The sequence below is a fragment of the Gymnodinialimonas sp. JB5-7 genome (genome assembly GCF_055693405.1).
On sequence record NZ_JBVFUX010000012.1, the window covers coordinates 876,285 to 891,519 of the forward strand.

Sequence of the window (15,235 nt, forward strand, 5' to 3'; positions counted from 1 at the left end):
TCGAGTCCAACACCGGATAGGATCCCCCATGGAAACCCTCGCCACCCTGACAGCCCGCCATGCCGGCCCCGGACGCATCGACTGGATCGGCCTGCGCCCCGAACGGCTGGCTGGGATCAAAGCGGTGGACAGCGCTCATCTGGGCGAGGCCGGGCTGGACAGCGATCACGCCCGCCCCGGCAAACGCGCGGTGACGCTGATCCAGGCCGAACATCTGCCAGTGATCGCCGCACTGGCCCATATCCCACAGGTCGCGCCTGAGACGCTGCGCCGAAATCTTGTGATCTCGGGCCTCAACCTCTCGGCCCTGCGTGGCAAACGCCTGACATTGGGGGAGGCCGTGATCGAGCTTACCATCCCCTGCGCACCGTGTTCGCGCATGGAGGCCGCCCTGGGCCCCGGCGGTTACAACGCCATGCGCAGCCATGGCGGCTGGTGCGCGCGCGTGCTGCACCCGGGACCGCTCCGCATCGGGCTGACCGTCCAGCCGGATTGAGCCTCCTTCCTTGTTTCAAAAATACCTCGGGGGTCAGCGTCCTTTTCCCTGAAAAGGGCGCGGAAGGGGCAGCGCCCCTGCTATCCGTTGCGCAACCGCTCAAGGATCGACAGGGACGCGTAGCCATCAGGCACCAGCCCCTGCCCTTCCTGATAGGCGCGCACGGCCGCGATGGTGATCGGCCCAACCAGCCCGTCAATGTTGCCGGAGTAATATCCAGCCGCTTCCAGATGGCGCTGCATCTCTTGCCGCTCATCAAAGCTCAACGCGCGATCCCCGCGCGGCCAAGAGGCGCGGAAGGACGGGCCACCTTCGATCCGGTCACTCAGGTGTCCTATGGCAATGACGTAGGCGTCGGCGGGATTGTACCGCTCGATCACGCGGAAATTGTTGAAGGTGATCAGCGCCACGCCTTCCGCCCCCATCGGCAGACGCAGCGAAGCCGGGCCGTGATCCGGAATCGGATCACCGTTCATCAGCCGCACGCCTTGGCCATTCCAGAAGGCCACTCCGATGCGTTCCTGTTCGCCCGCGAGACGGTAATCAAAGCCCTCCGGCAGGCGCACCTCCAGCCCCCAGGGCTGGCCATAGGTCCAGCCATGTTCCGCGAGGTAGTGCGCGGTGGAGGCCAGCGCATCGACCGGATTGTCGCCCCAGATATTGCGCCGCCCGTCGCCGTTGAAATCCTGCGCATATTGCAGGTAGCTCGTGGGCATGAACTGCGTATGGCCCATCGCCCCGGCCCAGGAGCCGACCATGTTGCGGGGCGAGGTGTCGCCCGACTGCAGGATCTGCAATGCGGCGATCAGCTGTTCCTCGAAGAAGTCCGTGCGCCGCCCGTCATAGGCCAGTGTGGCCATGGCCGCGATGATATCGGTGGAACCACGCGTCGCGCCATAGGCGCTTTCAAGGCCCCAGACGGCGACAACCACTTCGGCCTCAACCTGATATTGCTCTTCGATGCGGCCCAATGTCGTGCGCCATTCCGCGAGCTTATCGCGGCCATTGCGGATGCGGGCGTCCGACACGGCGGTATCGAGGTAGTCCCATAGAGCGCGAGAGAATTCCGCCTGGTTGCGGTCGCGTTCCAGCACGCGGTCCTGCAACTGCACCCCTTCAAACGCGCGGTTGAGCGTGCCTTGCGAGATACCTGCCGCCCGCGCGCGGGCTTGGAATGCGGTGATCCAGGCGAGGAAGTCGGGGTCGCGTGTTGGCTCGGCGCTGCGCGCGGCCAGAGCCGCGTCATGGGCGCGACCGCGCTCTTCCGCTGCCTCAAGAAAGTCCTCGGGTATATCGCCACGTCGCGTGGGGCGGGGAGAGGTTGCTGTGGCCAGCGGGCTGATTTCAGGCCCATCTGACGGATCGGGCGCATCCGCAGCCTCTATCGCGCTGGCCGCAAGGGTCGCAATGTCGACGGGTTCAGGCGCAGGAGCCGCCTCGTCAATCACCTCAACGATCACACGCGGCAGGGTCGTCGCCTGCACCTCCGCCGGAGCGGACACAGCCCATTCCGGGCGCGGCAAGGGCAATGGAGACGCAACCGGCGGCGCAGCCAAAGCTGGCGCGGACAGGGCAAGTGTAAGGAAAAGGGTCAAGCGGATCATCGTCAGGCGCGCGTTTCTTTGTGCTCGATCACGCAACAATATAGCGAATTTCAGCGGAATTCACAGCATTTAGCGGAATGTGGGCGGAGTCTTGCCGCCTCTTTTGCCGCAAAACCGGTTACCGCGGGGTTACTTGCCCTTCCGCGCGGCCTTCTTGCGCAGCTTGGTGCGTTTGCCCTTGCTGGCGCCGGCCTTGCGGCGGACGGGGGATTTGCGCCGGCCAGAACGGCGCGTTGCGGGCCGCGCGCGGCCTTCATGTTCAAGCAGTTCGAGGATCAGACCGCCGGTTACGGGCACCGCCTCGGCCAGTTTCACCTGCACGCGGTCGCCAATGCCGATCACAAGGCCCGTATCCGCACCCATCAGTGTCTGCGCCTCGGCGTCGAAGTGGAAATATTCGTCGCCCAAAGCACGCATCGGCAAAAGGCCGTCCGCGCCGGTCTCATCCAGTTTCACGAACACCCCGAACCGCGCGATGCCCGAGATGCGGCCTGCAAACTGGGCGCCCACGCGGTCGGACAGATAGGCGGCCAGATAACGGTCATTCGTGTCGCGTTCGGCGACCATGGACCGGCGCTCGGTGTCAGAGATCAGCTTGGCCGTTTCTTCCAACCGATCGATCTCGTCCGGTTGTAGGCCATCCTTCCCCCAACCGTGGGCCGAGATCAGCGCGCGGTGCACGATCAAGTCCGCATAGCGTCGGATCGGTGAAGTGAAATGCGCATAGTGCTGCAGGGCAAGGCCGAAATGGCCGAAATTCTCAGGGTTGTAATAGGCCTGCTGCATCGACCGCAGAGTGGAGATGGAGATCAGTTCGGCATGTTCCTCGCTCGCCTGTGTGAGCAGCGCGTTGAGGTGGGAAGTCTTGAGGACCTGCCCTTTCGCCAACGTCAGACCTGATGCCTGGGCAACCTCTCGCAACGCATCGAGTTTCTGGGGCGAAGGTTCTTCATGCACCCGGAACAGAAGCGGTGTGCGCTTGGCAATCAGCGTTTCAGCCGCGCAGACATTGGCCAGCACCATGAACTCTTCGATCAGGCGGTGGGCGTCGAGCCGTTCCTTGAACGCGACGGAGGTAACTTTCCCGTCGTCGCTTAACTCGATCCGGCGTTCGGGCAGATCCAATTCCAGCGGTTGCCGCTTTTCACGCGCGATGACGAGCGCATCATAGGCGGCGTAGAGCGGGCGGATGACCGGTTCGAGCAAAGCTTCGGTGCGGTCGTTTGGTTCGCGGTCCTGGGCCGCCTGCACTTCCTCATAGTGCAAGCTCGCCGGCGAGCGCATCAGGGCGCGGTGGAAGCTGTGGCTGCGTTTCTGCCCCTCAGCCGTCACCACGATGCGCACGGCAATCACCGCGCGGTCGACGCCTTCGTGCAGCGAACAGAGATCACCCGACAACGTATCAGGCAGCATCGGCACGACACGGTCGGGGAAGTAGGTCGAATTGCCCCGCTTGCGCGCCTCACGGTCCAGCGCGGAGCCCGGGCGCACGTAATGGGCGACATCGGCGATGGCGACCCAGATGACATGGCCACCCTCATTCTTCGGGTCGGTATCGGCGTGCGCATAACAGGCATCGTCATGGTCGCGGGCATCCGCCGGGTCGATGGTGACAAGCGGCAGATCACGCAGATCCTCCCGGCCTTTCAGGGGCGCGGGTTTGGCGGCATCAGCCTCGGCCACCACGGCATCGGGGAAGGCATCGGGAATGCCGTTTTCGTGGATCGCAATCAGCGACACGGCCCGTGGCGCGCCCGGGTCTCCCAACCGGTCTGTGATCCGCGCCCGCGGCAGGCCCATGCGGGCTTTGGGCCCGGCCAGTTCGCCTTCGACCAGTTCGCCATCTTTCGCGCCGTGGGTATCGCCTGAGCGTACGATCCATTCCTTGTCGGACCCCTTGGAGATGGGCGAGATGCGCCCCCTTCGTCAGACTTGCGGAAGATGCCGAGGATTTTGCGGGGGTTTGTGCCGATCTTCCGGATCAGCTTCGCGGTATATTGGTGATCCTCGCCGTCAGCCTCGAACAGCTTGGCGAGGATGCGGTCGCCTTCGCCTACCGCCGGATCGCTTTGGCGCGGGGTGAACAGGATACGCGGCTCCGGCCCCTCCCCATCCCAATTCATCGGGCGCGCGAAAAGATCGCCATCGCTGTCGGGGGCCTGGATGATCAGCACACCCACAGGCGGCAGCTTGCCGGGGTCGCGATAAAGGCGGCCCTTCTTTTCGATCTGCCCCTCTTCCTCCAGCTCTTTCAGCATGCGCTTGAGGTCGATCCGCGCGGCGCCCTTGATGCCGAAGGCTTTGGCGATATCGCGCTTGGTCCGCTTGCCGGGATTGTCGTTGATCCAGGTGAGGACGTCGTCTTTGGAGGGAAGGCTGCTCATGTCTGCGGGCGTATCATGGGCGCGTGGAGGCGTCATCGGGGAATTCGCGGGGCCGTAGGCGCGAGTGGAGAGTACGGACGCTCCGCGGGAGGTATTTCTGAAACAAGGAAGATAAGACAGCGCAGGGGCAGGCGCGCGTGAACCTTAGCGTTCGGTTACACGAAGTAGTCGGTGAGCACACGCGTGTAGATCCGCTTGAGGTCGTGGATGTCGCTGATGCGGACACGTTCATCGACCTGGTGCATGCGATGGCCCACCAGTCCGAATTCCACCACAGGGCAATGGTTCTTCACGAAGCGCGCGTCGGAGGTGCCGCCTGTTGTGGACATCTCTGGCGTGCGGCCAGTCTCGGCCTGCACGGCCGACGCGACGAGTGACGAGAGGTCACCGGGGGGCGTCAAGAAGGCCTCGCCGCTGAGTTTGGTGGTCATCTCGATGCGGGTGCCGGTTTCCTCGGCCACCTTGTCAGCCTCAGTCCGCATCCATTTGGTCAGACTCTCGCCGGTATGCGTATCGTTGAAGCGCAGGTTCACGGTCATGCCGGTCTTGGCCGGGATGACGTTGTTGGCCGCATTGCCAGTGTCGATCGTGGTGATCGCACAGGTGGACGGGTCGAAATGGTCGGTGCCGTCGTCCAGCACATGGGTCGAAAGACGGTGGCCCAGAAGGGCCACGGCGGGCATCGGGTTGATGACCTTGTGCAGATAAGCGGAATGGCCTTGCTTGCCGATCACTTCGAAGAAGGCTGTCAGGGCGCCGCGGCGACCGATCTTCATCATGTCGCCCATCTGCTCCGGGCAGGTCGGTTCACCCACGATGCAATGGTCCATGCGTTCGCCCGCCTCGGCCATCCAGTCGAGCAGCGCGATGGTGCCGTCCGAGCTTTCGCCCTCCTCATCGCCGGTAATGGCGAGCACGACAGCCCCGTCGGGGGGCGTCTCACGCACGAAATCGATGGCGGCGGCGGCAAAGGCGGCCACGCCGGATTTCATATCGGTGGCGCCGCGCCCATACATCCAATCGCCGTCGATCTCGGCCCCGAAGGGCGGGTGGGTCCAGGCGGCCTCATCCCCCACAGGCACCACATCCGTGTGGCCGTTGAAGCCGAACGCCTTGCCGTTCCCGCGCTCACCCCATTTGGCATAGAGGTTTGCGATCCCGTTGCGGTCGACGCGGGTGCAAGTGAACCCGGCCTCCGAGAGCAGCTTTTCCAACATCACAAGTGCCCCCCTTCCAGCGGCGTGACGGAGTTGCAGCGGATCAGATCAGCGGTCAGGGCGACGGGATCGACGGGGACAGCGGGCATGGAAACCTCGGAAATCACTGGTGAAACCCTAGCCTATCGGCGTGGCAGAGAGACCACAATGCGGCGCGAACATGTCGCTTACGCGGCGGAAACTTGGATTTATCCACAGGCGATATGGTAACGAGGCTCATAAAAATACGCCGAGGCAGGCAGTGGACGCCACAAAAACAAGGCGCCACATCGAGTAGAGTAACGAGAGCATTCGCCATGACCGCATGGGCCTTTGGGCCGTGCGGCAGTTGTGTGATAGCGTGTGATGTCTTGCCAGACCTCGGCCCGAAAAGGGTGAAGGCAGGTCATGCCCGCGACGGGACAAGAGCTACCAATCGATACCAGCGCTTCGGCGCTTGATATGGCGCTGGCGATCTTCGGCCCCGGTGTGACGGTGAATACCGCCACCTATACGGGCTGGAGCGAGTCGTCTGGCATCTACTCGGACGGCGATAACGTCTCGAACGCGCTGACACCGTCAGACACCGGCGTGATCCTCTCGACGGGCCGGGCCACCGACATCACGCGCTCAAACGGCGACCCGAACCGCCAGGGCAATGAGACGACAAACACCTCTGGCCCCAACAACGATCCGGATTTCAACGCGATTGCAGGCCGCTCGACCTTTGATGCGTCGTTCATGGAGGTGAACTTCACCCCCACGACCGATTTCATCACGATGCAGTTCACTTTCGCGTCCGAGGAGTACCCGGAATTCACAGGCTCGATCTACAATGACGCCGTGGGGGTTTGGATCAACGGCAACCTGGTTACATCGCCCACGGTGAACGTCACGCAGATCAACTCGGTCAACCAGAACGAAAACGCGACGCTTTTCAACGACAATACCAACGACGACTACAACACCGAGATGGACGGCTTCACTGTGACTCTGTCACTGGTGATCCCGGTCAACAACGGCGTTCCCAACGACATCAAGATCGGCATCGCGGATGTGGGCGACAGCAGCTATGACAGTTCGGTCCTGATTGCGGCGAACTCGCTGCAGGGTGAATTCATCGCCTATGACGATGCGATCACGCGCCAGGAAACGATTACTGGCGTCCTTGATGTGCTTGCCAATGACCCGACAAGCGGCGGTATCGCCTTCATTACCCACATCAACGGGATTGAGGTGAGCCTCGGCGATACGATCACCCTGTCGTCAGGCCATGACATCACGCTGTTGTTGGACGGAACGCTAGAGATCGTTCCACCGGCGACACAGGTGGGCCTCACGGCACCGGAATCGATCAACTTCACCTACACCGCCGACGATGGCACCGGCATCACCGACACCGCCTTTGTCACGGTCACGGCCATTCCCTGCTTCGTACGCGGCACGATGATCCTGACAGATCAGGGTGAGAAGCCGGTGGAAGACCTCGTGCCCGGCGACATGGTTGAGACCCGGGACAACGGTCTGCAGCCGATCCGTTGGATCGGCACCCGCACCGTCGCAGCCGAGGGGCGTTTTGCCCCCGTAGTGATTGAAGCCGGCACCTTTGGGATGCACCGCCGGTTGGTCGTCTCGCCCCAGCATCGCGTGATGCTGACCCACTGGATGGCCGAGCTGATGTTTGGCGAGGATGAGGTGCTGGTCGCCGCCAAGGACCTGGTCAACGAATGCTCCGTCCGCGTGCTGGAAGGCGGCGAGGTGGAGTATTTCCACCTGCTCTTCGACAAGCACCAGATCATCTGGTCCGAAGGGCTGGCGACCGAAAGTTTCCTGCCCGGCCCCACGGTCATGAACGATCTCGATGCTGCGGTTCAGGAAGAGGTGCTGACACTCTTCCCCGAAATCGACCGTGAAACAAAAGATGGCTACGGGCCCGCGGCCCGCCTGCCCCTGCGCGGGTATGAGGCCCGCGCGATGCTGGGTTGAGCGGGGCCATCGAACAGATGTCGTGGCACGCCATATGGAGCGAGGGACGCGTGCTGAAACGGCCGCAGGCCGCGTGCGACACGCCCTTGCGGGCCATGACCCTTTGGCTGGAGCTGTCCGGCCCGCGCCGTCCTGCGCCCCGTCGCGGGCGGATACGGCCCAAACAGGTGCCGTTGCGGCTCTGGCGCGGCATGGCCGAAGATCCGGGCCACGCCATCACCATCTACCTGATGCCAAACGATGCCCTGCGCCTTGTGCACGGCGACATTGATCTGGTCTCTGCACCGAACATGATGCGCAGCGGGGAAACCGTGGGCCTGCGGTACGTGACCTGTTCGGAGGGTCGGCACGACACGTTCGAGATCACGAATTTCGATCAGGGCCGTACGCAAACCCTGCGCGCGGGTTTGGCGCATCTTGCGACTATGGCCGAAGCCGTTCCCGCCGCCGACGGCTATCTGAAGGTCGCCCATATCGCGGCTGTTGCTCCAACCCTGGTTCCGGCCACCGATCTGCCCGGCGTTGAAAGCGGCGCGATCATCGCCACAACGCAGGGCCCCCGCCCGGTGGATGCCCTGCGCGCGGGCGACACGGTTCTCGACGCGCAAGGAGAGGCCCATCCCCTGCGCTGGATCGAGGCGCGTCCACGCCTGTGCATGGGCCGCAACGCCCCCATGCGCCTGCGCGCGCCCTATTTCGGCCTTGCCCGTGATCTGATCGTCACCCCCCAAACGCGGATTCTGCAGACAGGGCCCGTGGTCGATTATCTGTGTGGGACCGATGCCGTTTTGGCGCAGGTGGGTGATCTTGCGAACGGGCGGGCCGTGTTCCGCGATCGGCACCAGGCGGTTCGCACCTTCTATCATATGATGCTGGATGATCCCGCCTGTATCCTGGTGGAGAATTGCCCGATCGAGACCTCGCATCTGGGCGATGTCATGGCCTTGGGGGATCCCCAGGTCGGCCAGGCCGCCGCCCCAAGTGAATGCGATCTGACGCCGTCTCTGCCCTTGCTCGACAGGGCATCCGCCAGGGCCTTGCTGACCGCGAATTCGCGCGCGGCTTAGGCCTTTTCCTCGCCGTCGAAGAATGGCGTCATCTGCACAACGATCACGGCGTTCTCGGCCTTCGCGCGGTCCATCAGGCTGCGTTCCTCATCGTTGATCTCGTCGCCCTGCGCCTCGCGCTCGGCGCGGGTGCCGTAGCCTGTTACATCCAGCGGGTTCAGATCGGCCTGCTTCAGCAAGGCCACCGTCTCGCGCACCGCCTCGGCTTCATCCACACCGCTGGCAAAGCACAACAGCCCCGCCCCGGTGGAGCCATCGGGCAATCCATCGCCGTCCTTGCGCCCAACCTGGACCAGCAAGGTGTAGACGTCATGCTTCGCTTTGGGCTTCTTCGGTTTCTCTGCCATCCCGCGCGGATGACGCAGGAGGGCAGGATCTGTCAAGCGGCCTTAGCGCCGTCCGGTGAAATCCGAGCTGACCTCGCCCATGAAACAACGCGGGAAGAACGGGAAGGTATCGGTGGCAAAGTAGACATAGTCGCCGCCCATCATGGCGCCGTTGCACTGGTCCAGATTGCCGGAGCCTGCTACGAATTCCCAATCCTCCTCATAGCTGCCATCAAACACGCCATACGGTGCGGTCGACCGTGTACCATCGCGCAGCTGCCACGATGATTGTGCCTGATCGCCGACATAGTGGATCTCGAACCCATCGGCGGCCCATCCGATCAAGCTATCGTCGCGGTTGTCCAGGAAACTGTCCGCGACGGCGTGGTAGTGATAGAGGCCTCGATGATCGACATGCGCGTTAGCTGCATCCATGCCTAGCGCATCGGCCGAACCCATCCCCTCCAAATTCCAGCCGCTTGACGGGTCGCGTGAATGCCCGCGCGGGCTGGAGGCGTCGTAGTAGTCGGCAGTGCCGGGGCGAAATAGGATACCGGTGACCGAAATGCCCGATGAATGCGTCTCGGTCGTCATCTGGCCGGTATAGGTCGGCGTGGCATCGACACAGACCGAAACGTTCTGCGCCTGAAAGCTGTGTGGATTGCCGGAATTGGGGAACGACCCAATGTCGTGGTCCGGGCTTCCATTGGACGCAATGCATAGCGCGTCGCCCTGTCGTGTGATGCTGACGTCATTTTCGTGGGCGATGGCAGAGGTTGCGACAGTACCGGCCAGAAGGGCGGCGAGGGTCAGAAGGCGAAACATTTTGGGTGGTCCTTTCAACTTGTGTCAGGACGTACCACGCGGCGCACGACGTATTCCGTCGCTTGGTGTCAGCGCCCCCGGATCATGCGCCAAGCTGCAATCAGGATACATGCGCCCAGAAGGCCTACTGCGCCTTGGGCGAGCCATGTGGCCGAGGCATTGATCCCGATCAGACCAAGCAGGACATTGGCAACCATCGCGCCCACAATCCCGAGAATGACGTTCGTGATCAGCCCGGTATTCGCCCCCATGATGCGGGAGCCGATCCAACCGGCAAGGCCGCCTACGAAAATGGCGGCGATCCAACCTAGTCCCTGCATGGTGAGCCCTCCTGATACGATGCAGGGAGTATCGCGAAATCTCCGCTTGCAGGCAAATGGGCGCTATTCGACCGGCACACCGGGGCATCGCATGAAGGTGGCATGGGCTTCGACGTAGTCGCCGCCATCCATGGCGATGTAGCTTGTCATCTCAGCCCGCGCGGTGATCCAAAGCGTGGCGTCAACACCATCCGGTCCCGCGCCCTGCCCGCCGCAATCAAGGCCAAGTTCCACTGTGTCAGAACGGCCTTCCGTGGTGTTTTCGCTGATCACGTCGATGCCCGCGATCGCACATGTCAGACCTGCGGTCATGACGCGGTCGGCGTCCACGCGAAGGATGCCTTCAGGGGGCACCTCAGAGGTGTTCGCGCACAGCGCCTCCCTGCCCTCCATCACGGTGATGCGGACAAAGCTGCCTTGGTAATCCGTGGGACCGCCATCCTCGGCCAATCGCTGCCAGGCCCAGCCCGATGCCATCAGACAGACAAACAGGGCCAGACCAAGCAGAAGTCGCTTTTGCATCAATCGCGCAGAAGCTCGTTGATCGAGGTCTTCGACCGCGTCTGCGCATCCACCCGCTTCACGATCACCGCACAGTAGAGGTTGATGCCGTTCTTCGACGGCATGGAGCCTGCCACGACGACCGAGCCTGCGGGCACTTCGCCATAGGAGACATTGCCTGTTTCACGGTCCACGATCTTGGTGGATTTGCCGATAAACACGCCCATGCCCAAAACCGAGCCTTCGCGGACGATACAGCCTTCGACCACTTCCGACCGCGCGCCGATGAAGCAATCATCCTCGATGATCGTGGGGCCCGCCTGCATCGGCTCCAACACGCCGCCAATGCCCACGCCACCCGACAGGTGCACGTTTTTGCCGATCTGCGCGCAAGACCCGACCGTGGCCCATGTGTCCACCATCGTGCCGCTGTCCACGTAAGCGCCGAGGTTCACGAAGGATGGCATCAGAACGACGCCCGGCGCGATATAGGCGGACTTGCGGACGACGCAGTTGGGCACCGCACGGAAGCCCGCAGCACCCCATTCATTCTCGCCCCAGCCCTTCCACTTGCTGTCGACCTTGTCCCACCAGGACCCGCCCTGGGCGGAGCCGCCCTGCATCTCCATGTCCTTCAGGCGGAAGCCCAGCAGCACGGCCTTCTTGGCCCACTGGTTCACATGCCAATCACCGCTTTCCTGCTTTTCCGCCACCCGCAGCGATCCGCTGTCGAGCGCATTGAGCGTGTCCTCGATGGCTTCGCGGGTCTCGCCCGTTGTTGCTGGGGTGATCTGATCGCGCGCCTCCCAGGCGGCTTCAATGGCGGTTTCGAGTTGAGCGTTCGACATGGGCTAGGCTCCGTAAAGCAAGGGCGGCGTTCCGCGCGGGCTATAGAGACCGCCAGAACGCATTGCAACGCACCACTGCGTCCAAGGCGGACCAGGACAGGAAGCGCTTCGGCAGAAAGTCTTTACTTTTGAACGCGCTATGCGCACCTTTCCCAAGGTCAATTTGCCAAGAAAGGGCCCTAAGAATGCGTAAACCCCTTGCCCTCCTCTCAGCCCTTGCAATGTCGGGCTGTGTTGCCGCCACCGTTCCGGGCACGTCGCCCACGCCACAAGGCGCGTCGCTACAGCAGCGCCTGACGGGCGCACAGCTTATCAACAACGATGAGCTGCACACGCTTCTTCCCGGTGGGCAGGTCGCTGGTCGTTTCTATTTCGGCCCGTCTGAGCGGGACTTCTCTCCGGTCAACGGCACTTGGTCGGTCAATGGAAACAACTTCTGTTTTGGCGTCGAGGTCAGTGAGCCTTTCTGCGGCCCAGCCGAGATTTCAGGCAACACGCTGACCCACTATTCCGACGGCGGCACCATGATTTGGACGATCGAGTAGCGCACCGCCGCCAACTGAAACGAGGCACCACGCCAGTCGCTATGCTTGATCAGCCGCTGGCCAATGGGGCGGCGCATTGAAGCGCTCCTCCAGATCAGCGTTGAACGCGTCCAGCGGCAGGCTGGTGTCCAGCCCACCATCCAGCCGCTCAATCGTGATGTTGACGTGCCGCCGACCCTTGAAGATGCCCAGGAAACTCCAGAACAGGTCCCGGATGGATTTGTCGAATTTGCTCAACCCCTGAATGCGCAGGATCGCGACGGGGCAATCGGGATTGGCGCGCAGTGTCTCATATGCGCCGCTGAAATGCGGCTGGATGATTTCGCGCGCCTGCCGCTTGGCCTGACCACCGGGAAAAAGCAGCACGATCTTGCCGCTTTGGATGGTGTCGTTCAGTTTTCCCTGCGCCCACAACTTCCGCTCGGCGCGCTTTTCCGCTGGCCAATCCTTGGGCGACGACAGCGGGATACACCCCGACGGCGCAAGCACCAGGAATTGGGCGGGATGGAAATATTCGTTGTAGTGCACCGCAGGCAGAACCCGCCGCGTGGGATATAGCAGCGAGGCCACCATGGGCCCATCCAGACGCGTGACATGCGTGGCCAGGATCAGGCCGCCAGGCATGTCCTGCAACAAATGCTTGTTGGAAATGCTGATATTATAGAACAGGCCGAAATAGGTCCGAAGGCACACAAAAAAGAAATGGCGCAAGACCCGCCCGAGGGTCGCATCCACAAACCGTTGAATTGCCTTCATGGATACGTCCAGTTGCCGCTCTGCCCCCGGTGAGGGTATAGGCATTCAACTGACCTGCAACTACGGAATTCCGTAATGAAAGACGACCGCAAGCCTTTTCGCGATGCCCATCAGGATATCGCCTACGCGCAATCGCTGCCCGACACGCCCCAGGCGCAATCGCCCGCCTACCGTCTGGCCTTTGCCGATGACGATTTCCTCTGCCGGGATGAGTTGCGGCCCGTCCGGTTGCAGCTTGAGCTTCTCAAGCCCGAACTTGGCCTCGACGCGCATGGGATCAAATCGACCATCGTGCTGTTCGGCGGCGCACGTATTCCTCGGCCCGAGGACCGCGACGGTGCCCGCAGCGAAACGCTGCGTGATATGTCGAAATACTACGAAGAGGCCCGCGAATTTGCCCGTGTGATAACCGAGCGTTCGGTGGAGTCGGGCTGCACCGAGAATGTCGTCGTCACGGGCGGTGGCCCCGGTGTGATGGAAGCCGGGAACCGTGGCGCGCAGGATGCGGGTGGCTGTTCCATCGGCCTCAACATCGTGCTCCCGCACGAGCAGGAACCGAACCACTACATCACGCCCGAGCTGTGCTTCAACTTCCACTACTTCGCGATCCGCAAGATGCACTTCCTGATGCGCGCCAAGGCCATCGCGGTCTTCCCCGGCGGCTTCGGCACGATGGATGAGACGTTCGAAGCCCTGACCCTGATCCAGACCGGCCGGATGGAGCAGGTGCCCGTTCTGCTGTTTGGTGAGGATTTCTGGCGCGAGATCGTGAACTGGGACGCACTCGTGCGTGCGGGCACCATCTCAGCCGACGACCTGAACCTCTTCCGCTTTGTGGAAACGGCGCAGGACGCCCTCGATGTAATCGACAACTGGACGCTCAGCGGCAAACGCGGTGAAATCCCGGGGCGTTGAAACGGCCCGTCTCAAAACCGGAATGCGGCGTTCACGCCAACGGTTCCGAATTCAAGATCCCCTGTGCCACCAAAACCATCAAACTGGTGGTGCAGGATCTCGACCCCAAGACTGACCTGCTCAGACACCAGAGAAATCAACACCAGCGCCCCAAAAGAACCCGTCACCATCCAGCGTGGCACCGCCGCTTTCCCACTCGATCCAGGCTGCCCCTGCGGTGCCGTAGATCAACACCTGTCCAAGATCAGCGCCGACCTCGCCCCCAAATCGCAACAGCGTTGTGTCGATGTCGTTGTCCGCGATGGGGAAATTGCCCCCGACACCAGCGGCACTGAGCGTGCCGAACATGGCATCCGCCTCAACCCCCAGCACAAGCGTGCCCAGATCGTGCCGATACCCGGCAAAAGCGCCGAAAAGAGTGCCCTCTATGTCCGCGAGCGGCGCCCCACCATCCGACAAAAGGCCCTCAAACAGCTGGTCCACCTGCCCACCGACGTAGAAGCCTGTCCAATCCGTTCCGCTTGGCGCGACGATCACGGGGGCAGGCGCGGGGTGCGGCGCGTCGCCGCCTGCGATGACGGAATGGGCAGAAAGGCTGAAAAAAGCGACGGCAAGGAACAAACGCATAGCGGTCTCCTGAACAATAGCTGATTGCTGAAACGGGTCAGCCGTGCAGGCGCACCACCTCCCCGTTTTGCAAGGTCACGAAAGGCTAGAACGTGAAGGCGACGTTGACGCCGAATGTCGTCATGTCGAATTCCAGCGCGGTTCCGAAATCGCTGAACGAATGCTGCAACAGCTCCGCGCCGACCGTGACATTCTCCGCAACGCGGTAGTCGACCCCAGCCCCGAAGAAATAGCCGTTGCTTTCGTTGTCCGGGGTTGCCCCAAATGCGAAGTTGATATGGGCAAAGCCCGCCGTTCCGTAGATCAGCGCTGGCCCCGTGTCGTACCCGACTTCGCCGCCAACCCTGACCAGCGTCACGTCGGCATCAGGAGCGACGAGAAAGATGTTGGGTGCGATATTGGCCGCCTCAAGTGTTCCGACCATATAGTCGATCTCGCCGCCCACAACGATATCGCCAAAATCGTATCGGTACCCGGCAAAGATCCCGGCCAGATGCCCTTCCAAATCGTAAAGATCTAGCGCCCCGACTGCGATGTCCGTGGATGCGACGAAATCGACCTGACCCCCGATATAGAATTCCGTCCAATCGTCGTCCGCGATGGGCACTATCACAGGCGGCGGGGCGGGTTGTGGGGCAACGCCGCCGGCAATGGCTGGGGATGAAAGAAGGAGGGCCGTAATGCAAAGAGACAAGCGAAGCATGAATAACTCCAAGGATATGATGAATATCCTGAAATCATCTCACAGCACGCCGGATTCTTCCATGCGCTTAGAAATCTGACTTGTCAGAGGGTTAGGGGGCTGGCGCCGTCTGGCGGCTCAACGCCACGGCCAAACG

General features: G+C 62.3%; 15 protein-coding genes and 2 pseudogenes. 5 read left to right on the forward strand and 12 right to left on the reverse strand.

Going from position 1 to position 15,235, the window contains the following annotated elements:
- Nucleotides 1–28 precede the first annotated feature (28 nt).
- Nucleotides 29–496 (forward strand): MOSC domain-containing protein, encoded by a 468-nt coding sequence (locus ACZ1HK_RS12640; RefSeq protein WP_472629001.1) that lies wholly within the window; start codon nt 29–31, stop codon nt 494–496.
- A gap of 80 nt (nt 497–576) precedes the next feature.
- Here the strand turns inward: ACZ1HK_RS12640 and ACZ1HK_RS12645 are convergent, their stop codons facing one another.
- From ACZ1HK_RS12645 to dapE, 3 genes and pseudogenes are all read right to left on the reverse strand, one after another.
- Entirely contained in the window at nt 577–2,100 is a 1,524-nt protein-coding gene (locus ACZ1HK_RS12645; RefSeq protein WP_472629002.1) for a lytic murein transglycosylase, read from the reverse strand.
- Between the two features lie 129 nt (nt 2,101–2,229).
- A pseudogene (rnr, locus tag ACZ1HK_RS12650) lies at nt 2,230–4,484 on the reverse strand (ribonuclease R).
- Between the two features lie 155 nt (nt 4,485–4,639).
- Nucleotides 4,640–5,790, reverse strand: a pseudogene (gene dapE / locus ACZ1HK_RS12655) (succinyl-diaminopimelate desuccinylase).
- A 298-nt stretch (nt 5,791–6,088) separates the two neighbouring features.
- Here dapE and ACZ1HK_RS12660 point away from each other — a divergent pair.
- Both ACZ1HK_RS12660 and ACZ1HK_RS12665 read left to right on the forward strand, forming a co-directional pair.
- Nucleotides 6,089–7,666 carry a Hint domain-containing protein gene (locus ACZ1HK_RS12660; protein ID WP_472629003.1) on the forward strand — a complete coding sequence of 526 codons (1,578 nt, stop codon included), beginning with the start codon at nt 6,089–6,091 and terminating at the stop codon, nt 7,664–7,666.
- A 50-nt stretch (nt 7,667–7,716) separates the two neighbouring features.
- A complete protein-coding gene (locus ACZ1HK_RS12665) occupies nt 7,717–8,733 on the forward strand; it encodes a Hint domain-containing protein (protein ID WP_472629004.1) in 1,017 nt (338 codons plus the stop codon).
- On the opposite strand, the gene ACZ1HK_RS12670 is transcribed toward ACZ1HK_RS12665, so the two are convergent.
- The 5 genes from ACZ1HK_RS12670 to dapD form a co-directional block, all read right to left on the reverse strand.
- Nucleotides 8,730–9,080, reverse strand: coding sequence for a hypothetical protein (locus ACZ1HK_RS12670; protein WP_472629005.1), 351 nt, complete (start codon nt 9,078–9,080; stop codon nt 8,730–8,732). The two genes, ACZ1HK_RS12665 and ACZ1HK_RS12670, sit on opposite strands and share 4 nt — an antisense overlap.
- A 42-nt stretch (nt 9,081–9,122) precedes the next feature.
- Nucleotides 9,123–9,884, reverse strand: a complete 762-nt coding sequence (locus ACZ1HK_RS12675; RefSeq protein ID WP_472629006.1) for a YHYH protein — start codon at nt 9,882–9,884, stop codon at nt 9,123–9,125.
- Between the two features lie 68 nt (nt 9,885–9,952).
- Complete coding sequence (locus tag ACZ1HK_RS12680; RefSeq protein ID WP_472629007.1) at nt 9,953–10,204, reverse strand: GlsB/YeaQ/YmgE family stress response membrane protein; 252 nt, start codon at nt 10,202–10,204, stop codon at nt 9,953–9,955.
- 63 nt (nt 10,205–10,267) lie between these two features.
- Nucleotides 10,268–10,726, reverse strand: coding sequence for a hypothetical protein (locus ACZ1HK_RS12685; protein ID WP_472629008.1), 459 nt, complete (start codon nt 10,724–10,726; stop codon nt 10,268–10,270).
- Entirely contained in the window at nt 10,726–11,553 is an 828-nt protein-coding gene (gene dapD / locus ACZ1HK_RS12690; RefSeq protein WP_472629009.1) for a 2,3,4,5-tetrahydropyridine-2,6-dicarboxylate N-succinyltransferase, read from the reverse strand. Before dapD ends, ACZ1HK_RS12685 begins: the two co-directional genes overlap by 1 nt.
- Nucleotides 11,554–11,738: 185 nt before the next feature.
- Between dapD and ACZ1HK_RS12695 the strand changes: the two genes are divergently transcribed.
- On the forward strand, nt 11,739–12,098 hold the full coding sequence (locus ACZ1HK_RS12695; RefSeq protein WP_472629010.1) for a hypothetical protein: 360 nt from the start codon (nt 11,739–11,741) through the stop codon (nt 12,096–12,098).
- Between the two features lie 39 nt (nt 12,099–12,137).
- Here the strand turns inward: ACZ1HK_RS12695 and ACZ1HK_RS12700 are convergent, their stop codons facing one another.
- The gene (locus ACZ1HK_RS12700; RefSeq protein WP_472629011.1) at nt 12,138–12,854 is read right to left on the reverse strand and encodes a 1-acyl-sn-glycerol-3-phosphate acyltransferase; all 717 of its coding nucleotides are present in this window, start codon (nt 12,852–12,854) and stop codon (nt 12,138–12,140) included.
- A 75-nt stretch (nt 12,855–12,929) separates the two neighbouring features.
- On the opposite strand from ACZ1HK_RS12700, the gene ACZ1HK_RS12705 reads away from it, so the two are divergent.
- Nucleotides 12,930–13,769, forward strand: a complete 840-nt coding sequence (locus ACZ1HK_RS12705; protein ID WP_472629012.1) for an LOG family protein — start codon at nt 12,930–12,932, stop codon at nt 13,767–13,769.
- Between the two features lie 11 nt (nt 13,770–13,780).
- Here ACZ1HK_RS12705 and ACZ1HK_RS12710 read toward each other — a convergent pair whose 3' ends face one another.
- From ACZ1HK_RS12710 to ACZ1HK_RS12720, 3 genes are all read right to left on the reverse strand, one after another.
- Nucleotides 13,781–13,912: a hypothetical protein gene (locus ACZ1HK_RS12710; protein WP_472630929.1), complete on the reverse strand. Its 132-nt coding sequence runs from the start codon at nt 13,910–13,912 to the stop codon at nt 13,781–13,783.
- Nucleotides 13,890–14,396: an outer membrane protein gene (locus ACZ1HK_RS12715; protein ID WP_472629013.1), complete on the reverse strand. Its 507-nt coding sequence runs from the start codon at nt 14,394–14,396 to the stop codon at nt 13,890–13,892. The genes ACZ1HK_RS12710 and ACZ1HK_RS12715 overlap by 23 nt, the downstream gene beginning before the upstream one ends.
- An 85-nt stretch (nt 14,397–14,481) precedes the next feature.
- Entirely contained in the window at nt 14,482–15,003 is a 522-nt protein-coding gene (locus ACZ1HK_RS12720; RefSeq protein WP_472629014.1) for an outer membrane protein, read from the reverse strand.
- Between the last annotated feature and the right edge of the window lie 232 nt (nt 15,004–15,235).

Bases quoted from the DNA above. Each gene is read 5' to 3' on its own strand.
- ACZ1HK_RS12640 (WP_472629001.1), top strand. From the start codon at position 29: ATGGAAACCCTCGCCACCCTGACAGCCCGCCATGCCGGCCCCGGACGC.
- ACZ1HK_RS12645 (WP_472629002.1), bottom strand. From the start codon at position 2,100: ATGATCCGCTTGACCCTTTTCCTTACACTTGCCCTGTCCGCGCCAGCT.
- ACZ1HK_RS12660 (WP_472629003.1), top strand. From the start codon at position 6,089: ATGCCCGCGACGGGACAAGAGCTACCAATCGATACCAGCGCTTCGGCG.
- ACZ1HK_RS12670 (WP_472629005.1), bottom strand. From the start codon at position 9,080: ATGGCAGAGAAACCGAAGAAGCCCAAAGCGAAGCATGACGTCTACACC.
- ACZ1HK_RS12675 (WP_472629006.1), bottom strand. From the start codon at position 9,884: ATGTTTCGCCTTCTGACCCTCGCCGCCCTTCTGGCCGGTACTGTCGCA.
- ACZ1HK_RS12680 (WP_472629007.1), bottom strand. From the start codon at position 10,204: ATGCAGGGACTAGGTTGGATCGCCGCCATTTTCGTAGGCGGCCTTGCC.
- ACZ1HK_RS12685 (WP_472629008.1), bottom strand. From the start codon at position 10,726: ATGCAAAAGCGACTTCTGCTTGGTCTGGCCCTGTTTGTCTGTCTGATG.
- dapD (WP_472629009.1), bottom strand. From the start codon at position 11,553: ATGTCGAACGCTCAACTCGAAACCGCCATTGAAGCCGCCTGGGAGGCG.
- ACZ1HK_RS12695 (WP_472629010.1), top strand. From the start codon at position 11,739: ATGCGTAAACCCCTTGCCCTCCTCTCAGCCCTTGCAATGTCGGGCTGT.
- ACZ1HK_RS12700 (WP_472629011.1), bottom strand. From the start codon at position 12,854: ATGAAGGCAATTCAACGGTTTGTGGATGCGACCCTCGGGCGGGTCTTG.
- ACZ1HK_RS12705 (WP_472629012.1), top strand. From the start codon at position 12,930: ATGAAAGACGACCGCAAGCCTTTTCGCGATGCCCATCAGGATATCGCC.
- ACZ1HK_RS12715 (WP_472629013.1), bottom strand. From the start codon at position 14,396: ATGCGTTTGTTCCTTGCCGTCGCTTTTTTCAGCCTTTCTGCCCATTCC.